The organism is Candidatus Bealeia paramacronuclearis (assembly GCF_035607555.1).
Taxonomy (GTDB): Bacteria; Pseudomonadota; Alphaproteobacteria; order UBA9655; family UBA9655; genus Bealeia; species Bealeia paramacronuclearis.
Genome location: NZ_JAVHWZ010000002.1, coordinates 334,821 through 349,734 on the forward strand (window position 1 = coordinate 334,821; position 14,914 = coordinate 349,734).

The 14,914-nt window shown below is 43.6% G+C and carries 15 protein-coding genes, 1 tRNA gene and 4 pseudogenes; 11 read left to right on the forward strand and 9 right to left on the reverse strand.

The genetic code is table 11. The features are described from left to right. Positions 1–2: 2 nt before the first annotated feature. The 4 genes from Bealeia2_RS06580 to Bealeia2_RS06595 form a co-directional block, all read right to left on the reverse strand. Positions 3–896, reverse strand: coding sequence for a F0F1 ATP synthase subunit gamma (locus Bealeia2_RS06580; RefSeq protein ID WP_331256274.1), 894 nt, complete (start codon positions 894–896; stop codon positions 3–5). Beyond that, positions 896–2,425 carry a F0F1 ATP synthase subunit alpha gene (gene atpA, locus Bealeia2_RS06585; protein ID WP_414437852.1) on the reverse strand — a complete coding sequence of 510 codons (1,530 nt, stop codon included), beginning with the start codon at positions 2,423–2,425 and terminating at the stop codon, positions 896–898. The genes Bealeia2_RS06580 and atpA overlap by 1 nt, the downstream gene beginning before the upstream one ends. A gap of 4 nt (positions 2,426–2,429) precedes the next feature. Continuing rightward, the gene (gene atpH, locus Bealeia2_RS06590; protein WP_331256276.1) at positions 2,430–2,987 is read right to left on the reverse strand and encodes an ATP synthase F1 subunit delta; all 558 of its coding nucleotides are present in this window, start codon (positions 2,985–2,987) and stop codon (positions 2,430–2,432) included. Between the two features lie 128 nt (positions 2,988–3,115). After that, a complete protein-coding gene (locus Bealeia2_RS06595) occupies positions 3,116–3,289 on the reverse strand; it encodes a hypothetical protein (RefSeq protein ID WP_331256277.1) in 174 nt (57 codons plus the stop codon). A 401-nt stretch (positions 3,290–3,690) separates the two neighbouring features. On the opposite strand from Bealeia2_RS06595, the gene rplU reads away from it, so the two are divergent. From rplU to Bealeia2_RS06615, 4 genes are all read left to right on the forward strand, one after another. Beyond that, the gene (rplU, locus tag Bealeia2_RS06600; RefSeq protein ID WP_331256278.1) at positions 3,691–4,101 is read left to right on the forward strand and encodes a 50S ribosomal protein L21; all 411 of its coding nucleotides are present in this window, start codon (positions 3,691–3,693) and stop codon (positions 4,099–4,101) included. 6 nt (positions 4,102–4,107) lie between these two features. Beyond that, entirely contained in the window at positions 4,108–4,368 is a 261-nt protein-coding gene (gene rpmA, locus Bealeia2_RS06605) for a 50S ribosomal protein L27 (RefSeq protein WP_331256279.1), read from the forward strand. Positions 4,369–4,436: 68 nt separating this feature from the next. After that, entirely contained in the window at positions 4,437–5,432 is a 996-nt protein-coding gene (gene obgE / locus Bealeia2_RS06610) for a GTPase ObgE (protein ID WP_331256280.1), read from the forward strand. A 227-nt stretch (positions 5,433–5,659) separates the two neighbouring features. Beyond that, the gene (locus Bealeia2_RS06615; protein ID WP_331256281.1) at positions 5,660–5,950 is read left to right on the forward strand and encodes a hypothetical protein; all 291 of its coding nucleotides are present in this window, start codon (positions 5,660–5,662) and stop codon (positions 5,948–5,950) included. Positions 5,951–6,359: 409 nt separating this feature from the next. Here Bealeia2_RS06615 and Bealeia2_RS06620 read toward each other — a convergent pair whose 3' ends face one another. Continuing rightward, positions 6,360–6,725: a hypothetical protein gene (locus Bealeia2_RS06620; RefSeq protein ID WP_331256282.1), complete on the reverse strand. Its 366-nt coding sequence runs from the start codon at positions 6,723–6,725 to the stop codon at positions 6,360–6,362. 391 nt (positions 6,726–7,116) lie between these two features. Here Bealeia2_RS06620 and Bealeia2_RS06625 point away from each other — a divergent pair, with 391 nt between their 5' ends. From Bealeia2_RS06625 to Bealeia2_RS06655, 6 genes and pseudogenes are all read left to right on the forward strand, one after another. Then, positions 7,117–7,434: a hypothetical protein gene (locus tag Bealeia2_RS06625; protein ID WP_331255728.1), complete on the forward strand. Its 318-nt coding sequence runs from the start codon at positions 7,117–7,119 to the stop codon at positions 7,432–7,434. Further along, a pseudogene (locus Bealeia2_RS06630) lies at positions 7,361–7,774 on the forward strand (transposase); the annotation flags it as partial. The gene Bealeia2_RS06625 and the pseudogene Bealeia2_RS06630, both read left to right, overlap by 74 nt. A 305-nt stretch (positions 7,775–8,079) precedes the next feature. Further along, positions 8,080–9,063 carry an IS5 family transposase gene (locus Bealeia2_RS06635; protein ID WP_331256283.1) on the forward strand — a complete coding sequence of 328 codons (984 nt, stop codon included), beginning with the start codon at positions 8,080–8,082 and terminating at the stop codon, positions 9,061–9,063. A 202-nt stretch (positions 9,064–9,265) separates the two neighbouring features. Beyond that, positions 9,266–10,272: pseudogene (locus Bealeia2_RS10670) on the forward strand (integrase core domain-containing protein). Positions 10,273–10,348: 76 nt separating this feature from the next. Next, positions 10,349–10,918, forward strand: coding sequence for a YcbK family protein (locus Bealeia2_RS06650; RefSeq protein WP_331256286.1), 570 nt, complete (start codon positions 10,349–10,351; stop codon positions 10,916–10,918). Between the two features lie 152 nt (positions 10,919–11,070). Continuing rightward, positions 11,071–11,832, forward strand: a complete 762-nt coding sequence (locus Bealeia2_RS06655; protein ID WP_331256287.1) for a class II aldolase/adducin family protein — start codon at positions 11,071–11,073, stop codon at positions 11,830–11,832. Between the two features lie 35 nt (positions 11,833–11,867). Here Bealeia2_RS06655 and Bealeia2_RS06660 read toward each other — a convergent pair. Beyond that, a tRNA-Thr gene (locus tag Bealeia2_RS06660) sits at positions 11,868–11,943 on the reverse strand. 54 nt (positions 11,944–11,997) lie between these two features. Continuing rightward, positions 11,998–13,131, reverse strand: coding sequence for an ISAs1 family transposase (locus tag Bealeia2_RS06665; protein WP_331255183.1), 1,134 nt, complete (start codon positions 13,129–13,131; stop codon positions 11,998–12,000). Positions 13,132–13,450: 319 nt separating this feature from the next. On the opposite strand from Bealeia2_RS06665, the pseudogene Bealeia2_RS06670 reads away from it, so the two are divergent. Next, positions 13,451–13,924 (forward strand): annotated as a pseudogene (locus tag Bealeia2_RS06670) (helix-turn-helix domain-containing protein); the annotation flags it as partial. A 55-nt stretch (positions 13,925–13,979) separates the two neighbouring features. Here the strand turns inward: Bealeia2_RS06670 and Bealeia2_RS06675 are convergent. Both Bealeia2_RS06675 and Bealeia2_RS06680 read right to left on the reverse strand, forming a co-directional pair. Next, positions 13,980–14,444 (reverse strand): annotated as a pseudogene (locus Bealeia2_RS06675) (IS630 family transposase). Positions 14,445–14,502: 58 nt separating this feature from the next. After that, positions 14,503–14,841: an IS630 transposase-related protein gene (locus Bealeia2_RS06680; RefSeq protein WP_331255234.1), complete on the reverse strand. Its 339-nt coding sequence runs from the start codon at positions 14,839–14,841 to the stop codon at positions 14,503–14,505. Between the last annotated feature and the right edge of the window lie 73 nt (positions 14,842–14,914).

Below are 14,914 nucleotides of genomic sequence, written 5' to 3' on the forward strand. Positions count from 1 at the left end.
ACTCACGATAGGGCCTCTGCACCCGAAATAATTTCAATTAACTCTTTTGTAATATGGGCTTGCCGCATTCTGTTGTACGTTAATTCCAGCTTTTTGATCATGTCCGCAGCATTGCGGCTTGCGTTATCCATAGCCGTCATTCGCGCGCCCTGTTCGCTTGCCGCATTTTCTAACAGGATATTAAAAATCTGAATGGCTAAGTTTTGGGGGAGAAGCTGATTCAAGATCACATCTTCGTTGGGCTCATATTCATAAACGGCCCGAAGCACACTTGTATCTTGGGCCTCTGATGACGTGTTTTCAATCTTTAAAGGGATCAATTGTTGCGCGGTTACTTTTTGCGTCATGGCGGTTACAAATTGGTTGTAGACCACCTGACACACATCAAATTGACCATCTTGAAATCGACCGATGATGGAATCACAAATTTTTTGTGCATCGGAAAAACGAATGCGCTTTTGTCCGATTTCTGTGAAGGTTTCAATAATCAAAGAGCCGTAATCGCGCTTTAAAAGATCGCGTCCTTTGCGCCCAATGCAGATAATAGAAACGTCTTTTCCATCCGACCGTAAGGTTGAAATTTCACGGCGCGCTTGTCTCACAATAGACGAGTTAAACGCGCCGCAAAGTCCTCGGTCAGAAGTCGCTACAATCAAAAGATACTTTTCAGATTTTCCCGTGCCCGACAAAAGCGGCTGTGGTGTTTCAAAGGCATTGGCGTCTTTTGCCAAGTCTTCAAGCATTCGCTGCATGAGCTTGGCATAAGGGCGGCCTGCTTCGACTTGCTCTTGCGCGCGACGAAGTTTTGCACCTGCCACCATCTTCATGGCAATCGTAATCTTGCGGGTAGATTGTACCGTTTTTTTACGGTCCCGTATTTGCTTGAGTGTTGCCATCAGACAAAGATCTTCACAAAGTTTTCAAAGAAAGATTTAAGTTTATCCTCAGTTTTGGGACTGATTGCATGTTCTGTGCGAAGCGCCTCCAAAATATCAGGGTGCTCAAGATGAACGGCTTTTAAAGCCGCTTGCTCAAACCGATTGACATCTGATACGGGAATCTTATCAAGATACCCTTTCACGCCTGCAAAAATGGAGATAACTTGATCTTCCACCAACATGGGAGAAAATTGAGGTTGTTTTAAAAGCTCTGTCAAGCGTTCACCGCGATTCAAAAGTTTTTGTGTGGTTGCATCCAAATCGGAGGCAAATTGGGCAAAAGCCGCCATTCCACGATATTGTGCCAATTCCAATTTAATGGACCCAGCAACTTGCTTCATGGCTTTGATTTGCGCAGCAGATCCCACACGACTCACGGAAAGCCCCACGTTAATTGCGGGACGAATTCCTTTATAGAAAAGATCCGTTTCCAGAAAGATTTGCCCATCTGTAATTGAAATCACGTTTGTAGGAATATAGGCGGAAACGTCGCCTGCTTGGGTTTCAATAATAGGAAGAGCTGTTAAAGATCCTGATCCCAACTTATCATTTAATTTTGACGCACGCTCCAAAAGACGAGAGTGCAAATAGAAAACGTCTCCCGGATAAGCCTCGCGTCCTGGTGGGCGGCGCAGCAGCAATGACATTTGACGATAGGCGACCGCTTGTTTGGACAAATCGTCATAAACAATCACAGCATGCATACCATTGTCGCGGAAATACTCACCCATAGCGCAACCTGCATAAGGGGCTAAGAACTGTAAAGGTGCGGGATCAGAAGCCGTTGCTGCCACAATAATCGAATATTGAAGGGCGCCTTTTTCTTCCAAAGTTTTTACAATTTGCGCAACCGTTGAACGTTTTTGCCCAATGGCGACATAAACGCAATAGAGTTTTTTGCTTTCGTCCGAGCCTTCGTTAATTTTCTTTTGGTTTAAGAAAGTATCAATGGCAATTGCGGTTTTTCCGGTTTGACGATCTCCAATGATCAGTTCGCGTTGACCGCGTCCCACGGGCACCAAAGCATCAATGGCTTTAAGGCCAGTTTGTACAGGCTCATGGACGGATTTACGGGTCACAATTCCGGGCGCTTTGACTTCCACACGCTGGCCTTTCACATCTTTAAGAGGGCCTTTCCCATCAATGGGATTGCCCAAAGCATCAACAACACGCCCCAAAAGGCCGCGTCCAATGGGCACGTCCACAATGTGGCCGGTGCGTTTGACGGTATCGCCTTCGCTAATGCCTCGGTCATCTCCAAAGATCACGATACCGACGTTGTCTTTTTCAAGGTTAAGTGCCATACCACGCACCCCTGAGGAGAACTCGACCATTTCACCGGCCTGAACTTTATCTAATCCCCACACGCGGGCAATCCCATCACCTACGCTCAGAATTTGGCCGACTTCGGCGACTTCAGTCTTTTCGTTGAAATTTGCAATTTGTTCTTTAAGAACTGAGGAGATTTCCGCTGCTTGGAGTTCCATCAATTTACCCCTTCATCATAACAGTTTTGAGTTTTGTAAGTCGGCTGCCAAAAGAGGCATCCACCATCAATGTTCCAACTTTGAGGATAGCGCCCCCCAAAAGCTCGGATTTAATTACTGGCTTTAAGGTGACTTCTTTGTCTAAGTCTTGGGAGAGTTTTTTCTCAAGTCCTGCCAATTCAGTTTTGCTTAAAGGTTGGGCCGTCTCAATCGTTCCTTGAATTTTTCCTTGTGCTTCAGAATGGGCGACATGAAAGATCTTCAAGACTTCATTCAAAAACGGCAAGCGCCCGTTTTGAGACAAAACTTTTAAAAAACGCACCGTTAAATCTTTAAGACTTAATGTTTTTGCCAATGAAGAAATCATTTGGGTTTGATCTTCTCGGGAAATGGTTGGATTGGTCAGAAGGCGCCATTCGTTTTCCTCCGCTTCCAAAAGGGAGGCCAACGTGTTCACATCTTTTAAAATGGAAGGCAAGGTATTTTCGTCAGAAGCCATTTCGAATAGCACTCGGCCATAACGTTGGGCCACCACATGTCTTGCTTGGCTTGATGAACTCATACCTTTCGCACCCTTTGCTTGAGATTATTATTATAATTTTTAACCAATTGGACATTTATCTAGCACACCCGTATGCACCTGACAATGGGAGATGACAGGATTTTTTATAGAAGGAGGGATTTTGTGATTTAAAATTCTGATTGGAGCGTCTCGAGGGAGAGCCCTGTGAGAGAGGAAATCAGTTCTAAATTCAAACCGTTCGCTTTCATCGAGCGGGCAAGTGCAAATTTTTCTTCCTCGCAACCTTCCTTGCAGTATTTAGCTATTCCTTCGGCGACGCCCGCATCATATTTCTGATCCATGGAAGCAATGCAATCGGCCTTGTATTTCTCCGCTCGCTCGTAGGCGGTCTCAAAAATTGTGGAGGTTTTTTGTGAATTTACGTTTCACTTAAAACCTAGACAATCCAGGCGTTGAAACCCTCGTTGGACTATCAAGGTCAAATACTATAAAATGTTTTTCTGAAAGCCTCATTTGATTAAAATCAGTCTCACTTCTATCTGAACTCAAACAGATGAGCGAATCAAATCGCAGTTGGCTTCTTGTTATTGGTGGGGTACAAAAAGGTCACGCTGAAATTACGCTAACACATTTTTCCATTTCGCTTGACAAGTGCATGCGAAATCGTTAGCAAGTGGTCAGCTATTAATTTTTTTGGACAAGTCTGTTGCAAAGGGCTTGCCGTCACGAAGGAATCGAAAAAATGTTTGCAGTCATTAAGACAGGCGGTAAGCAATATCGCGTTACTCCAAACCAACTTTTGCTCATTGAAAAAAGCGAGGGAGTTGCTGGGGACCCTATCGAATTCTCAGATGTACTGATGCTGAGCGATGGGGACGACATTAAAGTCGGTGCGCCTATTGTTTCAGGTGCGCGCGTTCAAGGTACAATCGTTGAACAAACTCGTGGTGATAAGATCATCGTCTTCAAAAAGAAGCGCCGTCATAATTATCGCCGCAAAAATGGTCATCGCCAATATTTGACAGTGGTACGTATCACTGACATCCTTGCGTCTGGCGCGACAGCTTCTCAAAAAACAGAAGCGGCTTCAGCAAAAAAGACAACCGAAAAAGCTGCTTCTGCCCCTAAAGCAAAAGCGAAGTCAAAGGAGTAAAGATCCATGGCAACAAAGAAAGCCGGTGGTAGTTCCCGTAACGGTCGCGATTCAGCGGGCCGTCGTCTTGGTGTCAAGAAATTTGGCGGCGAGAATGTCATTCCAGGAAATATCATCATCCGCCAACGCGGCACAAAAGTTCACCCTGGCGATAATGTCGGCATGGGTCGCGACCATACCCTTTTTGCGCTTGAAGGCGGACAAGTGAAGTTCACTGTCGGCACAGGTGGCAGAAGCATTGTCAATGTTATTCCTTCTACGAAGTAATTTCACAAATTGACGTTTGAAAAGGGGGGGGACGTGATTCCCCCTTTTTGTTTTTTGAGTATTTTTTTATGAAATTTCTAGATGAAGCAAAAATTTACCTAAAAAGTGGAGACGGCGGTGCCGGCTGCATTAGCTTTCGTCGTGAAAAGTACATTGAATATGGTGGCCCTGATGGCGGCAATGGTGGTCGAGGGGGCGATATCGTTTTTGAAGCGGTGGGAAATCTCAACACCCTCATTGATTTTCGCTATCTCCAACATTTCAAAGCGCAGAAAGGCCACCACGGCATGGGATCATGTCGCTCGGGTGGTGCTGGGGAAAACCTTCATATTAAAGTGCCAGTGGGTACTCAAATTCTGGCCGAAGACAAAGAAACACTTTTGGCAGACTTTACGAAAGATGGACAAACCATCACATTTCTCAAAGGCGGCCGTGGCGGCATGGGAAATGAGTCTTTCAAAACCTCAACCAACCAAGCTCCCCGCAAAGCGACTCCCGGAGAACCTGGCGAAGAACTTTGGATTTGGCTTCGCTTGAAACTCATTGCCGATGTAGGGCTTGTGGGACTTCCCAATGCGGGGAAATCCACATTCCTTTCCGTAGTCTCTCGCGCCAAACCTAAAATTGCCGATTATCCCTTTACCACATTGGTACCACAATTGGGCGTTGTGCGTATGGGGCATGATCGCGAATTTGTGATCGCTGATCTTCCAGGTCTCATTGAAGGGGCCCATGAAGGCATTGGCCTGGGGGATCGCTTCTTGGGCCATGTAGAGCGCTGCAAAGTCATTCTTCACCTTGTGGATGCAACACAAGAGGATATTATCACGCCTTATGAAACCATTCGATCAGAGCTCAGCTCTTATGGACATGACTTGGAACAAAAGCCCGAAATTCTAGCCCTCTCCAAATGTGATTCTCTCTTGCCCGAAGAAGTCCAAGCAAAAAAAGAGCTTTTGGAAAAAGTAACAGGGCACCCGGTGGTCTTGCTCTCAAGTGCCAGTGGAGAAGGTCGACAGGAAATTTTGGAAGACCTCTGGAAGATTATTTTTACTCATGAATAGGGAGCCTACCCTTTCCTAAGAGGCTGCCTGGTAAAACAAAAATATGATAAGTCAAGCGGATAAATGAAAAAATGAGGAATTATAATGTATTCAACCGACTTAAAAGACGAAGAATAGAATCAGATTGAGGTGTTTTTTCAAAAAGGGATCTACGAGGCTGTAACCCAAAGCAGCATCTCTTCTGCCATGCGACGAACTTATCAGACACAAAACAAGCCTGTGCTGTGATGGACCGGCGTGTTGATAAATATCCCACCATCCAAGCCTATGCCGCTGATGATGGCTATAGAGGGACTGCCGTCCAACACGCCCAAACTCAACAAGGGCGTTTCCTTGAGGTTGTCGTGGGTCTCACAGGCCCTTATGTTCCCATGGCCAAACGCTGGGTCGTGTATAGAACGTTTGGCTGGATGCCTCATTCCAGAAGGCTTGCCCAGGATTATGAAATAATCCCAGGCAATTCTGAAAATATGGTTCGTATCTCTAGGGTGAAAATTATGCTTGAAAAACTCATTTGATTTTTTTCCAGACAGTCTCTCACTCTTTTTCAAAGATCAGCATCATTCAACAAACTCCCACACAATTTTGTAACACCATTTTTATACCCTCCTGAACAATGCCGGTGTGTACCCTATCCCATTTTTCTGCAATCCTTGGGTTTGCATTGAGGTCTCCAGTCGTAGGTTGTTATCAATCCTATTCTTGATGCCTTTTTTGTATTCAACAAGAGAGATGGGCTTCGCGACCGAGCGGTTTAGTGGCACGTTCAGCTCATTCCTCTTGTCTCAAATCCGTCTCACTTCTATCAGCTCTGTCGCATCTGTTAAAAATGAGCGAAAAATGAAAAATGGGAACATCAAAAAATGGCAAAAGTTCTCGATTGAAACTTTTCAAAATCACCTAAATTTTCATAGATGCGACATAATCCTATTTATGCTGGGACGATTTTTCATTCACAGAACAGCCTTGAAAAAATAGATAAGGAATATTAATCACTGTTAATTGATTGTAAACAGTTAAGAGCTTCTTATTAAGATCCATAGCTGCTTCATTGTTTTTATTCTTTTGAAGAAATAAACGAAGCTCAAGTATGTTTTTGTTTGTGTTAGTGATTAAGGCATCTACTTTTTCACTAACATCTTTGCCAAGTTCTTGACTCCCGCCACTTGCTTTACAGAGTCCTTGAAAGTTAATATTGTTTAGTACATCCTCTAAGGTAATTGTATCTGCATTAGCTTGATAAGGTGAACATAATCCACCAAGCAATATGGGGAATATTAATATTTTTTTCATAATTGTCTCCTGTAAATGTAATTTTTTTCTCTAAAAAGAGGGGGTTTTAATAAATATGTTGAGTAATTTATTTCTATCTACTCAAATAACTTGTTTCTGAGGGGTCGAAAATTTCCTTTTGGGCTTTCTCAACAGGTCTAATATAAAAAAAATAGTTAATAAATACTTAACAATTTGTTTATAGTTTTAGCGTGAAAGAAAAATATTGAAGATATGAGGCAAAATAGGGGGTGCTGTCGCAAAGTTTGTCCGAGTTCAGATAGAAGTGAGACAAAATTGGGAGGGATGGAGATGAGCTGAGCGCGCCCCCAAATTACGCTATAGCGAGGCTCATCTCCATCGCCACACCCAAACCAGGCCTCAAGAATAGGAGAATGTAAAAAACCTATTGATGGAGGACTGGATGAGGATCCACGGACTACATAAAAATATGCATAGGCTTTATGCATATGCGCGTACACAAGACTATTTGGACGTCTATCGCAAACGGTATGAAGACGGCGTGAGGCGCTGGGAAAAGTTGAAAGCTAAAAACGTTTCCGATGCGATATGCCAAGACATTTGCGGGATGTCCCGCGCAACGTATTACCGCCACAAAATATTCTGCGTGATCTTGAAAATGGGATGGCTCCACCTTCAAAAAAGCCCTCATCGAAAAGGCGCTCGAAGGCGAGCTTGGACACCATCTTGGATATGCCAAGCACGGTAAAAGCTCACAGGAAAATAACCGTAATGGCTATAGTTCAAAAACCCTTAAAACGGATAAAGTGCCCCTTCAGCTCAACATTCCCCGAGATCGCGAAGCCTCTTTTGAGCCCCAATTAATCCGAAAACACCAAAGACGCCTCCAAGCCTTGGATGATAAAATCATCGCTCTTTATGCCCGCGGCATGGGGATGCGGAAGATCCAAGATTACCTCCTGGATCTTTATGGCACCGAAGTCTCCCCTGAGTTCATTTCTTCCGTCACAGATTCCGTCATGGAGGAAGTCACAGCCTGGCAAAATCGCCCCTTGGACAAGGTCTATCCCATCTTGTATTTGGACGCTGATTGACGTCAATTAGAATTTCCGCCAGCGACAATTAAAAGTTCCAAAATTTGGGGGCTATGAATTGGTCATTTTTGGTTCCCCTTGATGAGTGATTTTTTCCCAGGCAATCGATTAGATTTGGCCCTTTTATCGTCGTTTCCATTCCATCCGTTGACACTGTACCAACAAGTTCCATCCTCAAAGCAAGCGGTATAACAACCCTCCACCGTGGAAACACCCTGTATATAAGACCATTGCATAATTGAGGGATGAGGAGAGAAAGGATATACTGAGGAAAGTCCGAAAAGCAGGAGTGATCGAAAATGTCCTTTTTAAATTGTGAAGCCAGAGAGCGTTTAAAGAACAGTCAACTTATCCAAGCTTTTAGCCTTATCGACTGGGAGAGTGTAAAGCAAAATATGGGGAAACTAGGAAGATCTGGCTATGGCCCCAATGGGTACGTACCAGTCAATTTACTGAAGGCGTTGATTTTGCAGGCTTGGCATAGCTTAAGCGATGAGGGGTTGGAAGAAGCCTTGAGGGTTCGGTTGGACTTTATGGTCATCACGGGGTTGGAAAAGGTGCCTGATCATACGACGCTCTGTCGATTTCGCAACTTGTTGATCAGTCAAAACCTTTGGGAATACCTCCTTGCAATGATCAATTATCAACTAGAACAAAAGGGATTAAAAGTGAAAGAATCCCAAGGAGCGATTATAGATGCGACGCTTATCGAATCAGCGGCACGTCCTCGGAAAGAAATGGAGGGGATGGCTGTTGATCGTGAAGAAGACAAGGAATATGCTGTTGAAGAGCAGGTAACCCTTTCCAAAGATCCAGATGCCACATGGCTTAAGAAGGGGAAACGGAGCTATTTTGGGTACAAAGGCTTTATGGTCATTGACCAGGAGGACGGATATATTGATCAGGTTCACGTGACGCCTGCGCATGTCTCTGAAGTGAGAGAGTTGGAAGAGGTTGTGAAGAAGCGTCGAGATAAGAGGCTTTATGGAGACAAAGGGTATGCTTCCCAAGGAAACAAAGACTTGCTGAGGTCTAAGGGGATTAAGAACGGGTTGATGGAGAAAGCGAAAAGAAATAAGCCCTTAACCCATTGGCAAAAAGTATTTAACCGGATGATTTCGAAGATTCGATATAGGGTGGAACAAGGATTTGGAACCTTAAAACGAAAATTCAAATTCACGAGAGCATCCTATTTTACAACACCCAAAGTTCAAGGACAAATGGCCCTAAAAGCCATAGCCTTTAACCTCTTAAAGGCCACAAATAAGGTTGCTTATGGATAAATCAGGCGAGTTAAGTGAGTATTTGAGCAAAAAAAGAACAAAGAGACGAAGAAAAATATCATCCCCCTCAATTTAAAAAACTCAAAAATTAGCTTTTCAGGACCTCAGTTGGAATTTTTATTAATTATGCAATGGCCTTTTGCCACACCCAAACCAGGCCTCAAGAATAGGAAATGTAAAAAACCTATTGATAGAGGACATGATGAGGATCCACGGATTACATAAAAATATGCATAGGCTTTATGCATATGCGCGTACACAAGACTGTTTGGACGTCTATCGCAAACGGTATGAAGACGGCGTGAGGCGCTGGGAAAAGTTGAAAGCTGAAAACGTTTGCGATTCCACGTGCCAAGACATTTGCGGGATGTCTCGCGCAACTTATTATCGCCACAAGAAGATCCTGAAGGACCTTAACAAAGGGAGTGTTCCCCCTTCAAAAAAGCCACGAAATCTCAACAAACCGCACTGGGGAGAGGCAGAACTTCAGCTTGTGAAAGTGCGCCGCGAAAATCCCACCTATGGCAAAGAGAAAATCGCCATCATTCTCAAGCGAGACCATGGGCAAATCCTGAGCGAAAGCACCGTCGGCCGTCTCCTGACCTCCCTCAAAAACAAGGGTCTTGTGCAAAAATCACCCTCTGCCCTGAGAACAAAAAGAAAAAGACGTTTGAAAGCCATGCAAAACCTTGGACTTTCAAGGATTATAAAACGATGACGCTTGGTGAGCGGGTGCAAATTGACCACATGACAGTCACCAAAAATGGTATCTGTTTCAAGCACTTCCAGGCTTGGGAAAGAGGCTCGAAATTTATCTATGCGAGTGTGTATGCCCATGCGAAGAGCTCAAGTGCCAAGCGCTTTTTGTTCGATTTTGTGAAACGTGCACTCTTTAAAATTCACTCCATTCAAGTCGACGGTGGCTCTGAATTTATGGCAAAATTTGAGGAAGCCTGTGAAGATCTGGGCATTCCGTTGATTGTTCTGTCCCCCAAAAAGCCCACTTACAACGGCGGCGTTGAGCGGGGAAATCGAATATTCCGGGAGGAATTTTACAACCAAAACAACCTCCTGGCTGATTCCATAGCTTCTATGCGCTTTGAGCTCTCTCAAGCTGTCTCAAAGTATAATTCTTATCGGCCTCATCGCGCCGCGAAAGGCCTCACTCCTTTGCACTATATTCACTCTCATATTCTCGAGGCCTCTTGAGTCTCATTCTATATGAACTCGTACAAGAAACTGATTTGACCTTGAAGCTTTTTCATTTTTTCTCTAAGTTTGCTGGATGACTCAAAATTCAATATCACGTAGACAGTTTTTGATATTTGGCGGAGCGGCAGCGCTTGTAGGCCTTTCCTGTAGTACATTGCCCGCGCTCATCATTCCTAAAAAACCGAAATTTTCTCAGAAAAAATTTGCGCTTACCAACATTCACACAGGCGAGTCTTTTGAGGGGGTCTTTTGGCAAAATGGATCTTGGGTGGAGTCGTCTCTTCATCAATTGAATAAAATTTTACGCGATCGTAGAAATGGAAAAGTTCATCCTATTAATGCTGAACTTTTTCATCTGATGCACCGCATTCAAGAGGAAGCGGGATCAAAATCCCAATTCGAAATTATTTGTGGATATCGCAGCCCTGAAACCAATCTGATGCTGAAAAAAGCTAAAAAAGGAATTGCTCAAAATTCCCAGCATATCAAAGGAAATGCCATTGATTTGCGTCTTTCTGGATTGAAATTGCGCGAGCTTCGAGATATCGCTCGTACACAAAAAGCAGGAGGTGTGGGATATTACTCAAAATCAAATTTTGTTCATATTGACATTCGCCCCAAACCAGCTTATTGGCAGTCTTAGATATTAATGTATTGAAAAACTGAGCATTTTTATTTTAAAGGCTTTTTTTAATTTTATATTGGATTTTAGATGTTTTTTACGATTTTGAAAGAATTTCTAAATAGAATCTTCACATTAATTGAAGGCAATATTAACGATTAAGGATAGAGATCATGTCTGTAGCCTCTCCATTTTCTGTGCTCAAATCTCAACTGAATGCGGAAAAAGAAACACGCCGCAATTTAGCAGCGGCTTACCGTATTTTTGCGCATCTAAAAATGGATGATTTGACATACACGCACCTCTCCGCACGTGTTCCGAATCAGGATGCCTATTTTATTTATCCCTTTGGAGATCTCTTTGAAGAGGTTACGGCTTCGCGCCTTTTGAAGGTCTCCCTAGATGGTGAAATTCTTGAGGGCTCGGAATTTCAATACAATAAAACCGGGTACATTATTCATGGCTCAATTTATCAGGCCCGCTCTGAGATTAATGCCATCTTTCACCTTCATACGCCCGCAGGTGTTGCAGTTTCGGCTATGCCCCAGGGACTCATGCCCATTAGTCAATTTGCCTTCCATTTTTATAATCGGATTGGGGCCTATCATTATGACTCTTTGGCCCTTGACTATAGAAGGCAGGGTGAGAGTCTAAAGGCCGCCCTTGGAACATATAAAACACTTCTCCTTCAAAATCATGGGACACTGACTTGTGGCGAAACCATAGAAGAAGCTTTTCTTTATATGTATTTTCTTGAGCGCGCTTGTCAAACACAAGTGGCAGCACTTTCTTGCGGAACGCCCATTGTACCTTCCCCTGAAGTTTGTGAGAAAACGGCTCAAGATTTGCGAAATTTTGAGCCGGATTTCGGAAGTCGCGATTGGACAGCGCTTATGCGCATTGTTGAGACAAACTATCCCGATTATAAAGAATGATAGGGAGGTCAGTGGGAAAAGAGATTTAAAAACACTGGTGCCGAAGAGGTGAATCGAACACCCGACCTACTGATTACGAATCAGTTGCTCTACCATCTGAGCTACTCCGGCATGAACACTTTCATATCGAAATTTTTGAAAGCCTGCAAGAGCCTCAGGGCCACCTCATGAAAATTTTTGAGTGAGGATATTGGAAAGGATGTTGTCGTCCCAACCGGCCATTTTTCTAAGCCTTTTAATAGACTGACGCTTCATTTTATCTTTGGTAAGCTGTAAAAGATTTAAAGCCATATGTCGAATAATAGCCATAACTTGAGGGGCGTTTTCTTTCCTGATGCGAGATTGATCTTCTCCAAAAGACATGTCTAAAACCCAATGAAGATTATTTTCTATCTCCCAATGACTTCGAATAGCCCCCAGGACCTTCTGAGGAGTTTCTTGGAGAGAAGAGATATAATATCGTGTTTCGTAAGTGGTTTTATCTTTGGTTTCTCGTTTAGAATCAATACGAATGATACTATGAATTGAGCTCCAATGAGGATGCCGCTCTCGCAGCCAGGCCACATCATGTGTGACCCAACATTGCCTTGTCTCAAGGCGGCCATGACCTTTATCGTAATCCTTAAAAGAGCTGATATTGTTAATTGTTTTCAATTCGCTATCACTCAAGCAGGTTGTTACATCTTCGCAAAGAGTTCCCTGATTTCCTTTTAAAGAAAAAATATAGTTTCCCTCTTTCTGAATGATTTGATCGGCAATGTCATATTGACATCCCATTGCATCAATGGTGACTGTTGTTCCTCTCAGGTCTAACCATTCCAAAAGCTTAGGAATCGCTGTGATTTCATTGCTTTTTTCTGAGACTTTTTCCTGCGCTAACACCAATCTGGCTTCTGACGCATAAGCGCTAACCATATGTAACATATCAGTTCCCTCATCAAAGCTATGCCGTGATGATTTTCCATCGATAGCAATAACTTTCTTTTGCATTTGAGATTTAAGACTTTCGACCCAACTTCGAAACAGCTCTTGAAATTCCTTGGGATCTATTGCTCTAAAAAATCGACGATAGGTATCATCGCTGGGAATTCCGTTCTTGTAAGGTAAGAATTGACGAAGGTAGTCAATCTTTGCCTTTCCAAAGTCTTCAACATCCTGCCATCCTTCTGCTCCAGATATTACAGCGCACAGAGTGACAAGGCGTATTTCTGACATTGTGTAGTCTCGATTACGCTCAGACCTTGGATCTTCTATATCTTTAAAATGATCTAAAAAACTAATTTCAACTTCTATTCCCATTTCTACCTCCTGTTTTTTTCAGGTAGGCTCTCATTTTTTCTATCTCTTAGCTATTTTTTTCATGAGGTGGCCCTGAGTTTTTTGATTAATTAAATTTTCCCATTCTATTGCGCTTTGGCGCACGCACCTCTGAAAAACTTTCTTAAAAAACTTTCTTAACTTTTGTCCGAGTTCAGATAGAAGTGAGACAGGATTGGGAGGGATGGAGATGAGCTGAGCGCGCCCCCAAATTGCGCTGTAGCGAGGCTCATCTCCATTGCCACACCCAAACCAGGCCTCAAGAATAGGAAATGTAAAAAACCTATTGATGGAGGACTGGATGAGGATCCACGGATTACATAAAAATATGCATAGGCTTTATGCATACGCGCTTACACAAGACTGTTTGGACGTCTATCGCAAACGCTATGAAGGAGGTGTAAGGCTCTGGGAAAAGTTGAAAGCTGAAAACGTTTGCGATTCCACGTGCCAAGAAATTTGCGACATGTCCCGCGCAACTTATTATCGCCACAAGAAGATCCTGAAGGACCTTAACAAAGGGAGTGTTCCCCCTTCAAAAAGGCCACGAAATCTCAACAAACCGCGCTGGGGAGAGGCAGAGCTTCAGCTTGTTTTGAGAGTGCGCCGCGAAAATCCCACCTATGGCAAAGAGAAAATCGCCATCATTCTCAAGCGAGACCATGGGCAAATCCTGAGCGAAAGCACCGTCGGCCGTATCCTGACCTCCCTCAAAAACAAGGGGCTTGTGCAAAAATCATCCTCCGCCCTGAGAACAAAAAGAAAAAGACAATTTTAACACTTGACATATTTTAAATTGGCCCAGAGTTTTGGTATATAGTACTTCTCCATTATATGGATAGACATTGGCTGAGGAGTTTATCAAGGAGTTGATGAAGGTTTTCTGGGTTTTGCTGGACGAGGGGGCGGAGGATGGATTTGATTTTGTGCCACCAATGTTCGATAGGATTGAGGTCAGGAGAGTCAGTTGGGGGAAAGAGGAGATGGCAGCCAAATTTCTCAATCAAATCTTTCGTTTTTGGCGATTTGTGAAAGGCGGCATTGTCCATAATCAGGGTGGTATTTTTTGATAAACCCGGCAATAAAACCTACTCAAGCCAAGCATTAAAAAGATCTGCATGACATCCACCTTGAAAGGTGAAAGGCGCCACGAACGCACCCTTCATGAGACCGCCAATGATACTGGCACGCTCTCTTTTTTGGCCCGGGATCTCCGCGTAAACCTTTTGTCCGCGCGGCGCCCAGGCATGCTCTCGATAAAGGCGATTATCAATCCCAGCTTCATCAATCCACACGATTGTTTCAGGATCTATTTTCTCAAGCTGTTTTATAAATTCGGCCCGCTTGTCTTCGTTACGTTCTTTGTAAAGCGTCGTCTTTTTTTCGTGTAATGTTTAAACGTTTAAGCCATTTACTCACGTTTTGGAATCTCAACCCCAAAGCTTCGGCGATTTGTTTGAGCGTATGATCCGGATTTTGAGCGACGTAGTCTCTGAGTTTTTGCTCATCGACTTTACGCGGATAAGAAGTGCGTTTTTTCGGTTTAATATCCCCTTGTTTATGAAGACATATCCATCGATAGATCGTGGCTTCTCCAACGTTAAAAACCTTTGCAGCCTCCCGCTTACGGCCGCCGCTCGTAATGTAGGAGATGACCTTTTTCCGCAGGTCTTCCGAATATGCTTTTACCATTCCCTCCTTATACCTAAACTTTTCCTAAAAATCTATCTATTTATAGGGGAAGGACTATATCTGTTTTTGACGG

Coding starts and splice junctions, on each gene's coding strand:
- Bealeia2_RS06580 (WP_331256274.1), bottom strand. CDS start 896: ATGGCAACACTCAAGCAAATACGGGACCGTAAAAAAACGGTACAATCT.
- atpA (WP_414437852.1), bottom strand. CDS start 2,425: ATGGAACTCCAAGCAGCGGAAATCTCCTCAGTTCTTAAAGAACAAATT.
- atpH (WP_331256276.1), bottom strand. CDS start 2,987: ATGAGTTCATCAAGCCAAGCAAGACATGTGGTGGCCCAACGTTATGGC.
- Bealeia2_RS06595 (WP_331256277.1), bottom strand. CDS start 3,289: ATGGATCAGAAATATGATGCGGGCGTCGCCGAAGGAATAGCTAAATAC.
- rplU (WP_331256278.1), top strand. CDS start 3,691: ATGTTTGCAGTCATTAAGACAGGCGGTAAGCAATATCGCGTTACTCCA.
- rpmA (WP_331256279.1), top strand. CDS start 4,108: ATGGCAACAAAGAAAGCCGGTGGTAGTTCCCGTAACGGTCGCGATTCA.
- obgE (WP_331256280.1), top strand. CDS start 4,437: ATGAAATTTCTAGATGAAGCAAAAATTTACCTAAAAAGTGGAGACGGC.
- Bealeia2_RS06615 (WP_331256281.1), top strand. CDS start 5,660: ATGGACCGGCGTGTTGATAAATATCCCACCATCCAAGCCTATGCCGCT.
- Bealeia2_RS06620 (WP_331256282.1), bottom strand. CDS start 6,725: ATGAAAAAAATATTAATATTCCCCATATTGCTTGGTGGATTATGTTCA.
- Bealeia2_RS06625 (WP_331255728.1), top strand. CDS start 7,117: ATGGAGGACTGGATGAGGATCCACGGACTACATAAAAATATGCATAGG.
- Bealeia2_RS06635 (WP_331256283.1), top strand. CDS start 8,080: ATGTCCTTTTTAAATTGTGAAGCCAGAGAGCGTTTAAAGAACAGTCAA.
- Bealeia2_RS06650 (WP_331256286.1), top strand. CDS start 10,349: ATGACTCAAAATTCAATATCACGTAGACAGTTTTTGATATTTGGCGGA.
- Bealeia2_RS06655 (WP_331256287.1), top strand. CDS start 11,071: ATGTCTGTAGCCTCTCCATTTTCTGTGCTCAAATCTCAACTGAATGCG.
- Bealeia2_RS06665 (WP_331255183.1), bottom strand. CDS start 13,131: ATGGGAATAGAAGTTGAAATTAGTTTTTTAGATCATTTTAAAGATATA.
- Bealeia2_RS06680 (WP_331255234.1), bottom strand. CDS start 14,841: ATGGTAAAAGCATATTCGGAAGACCTGCGGAAAAAGGTCATCTCCTAC.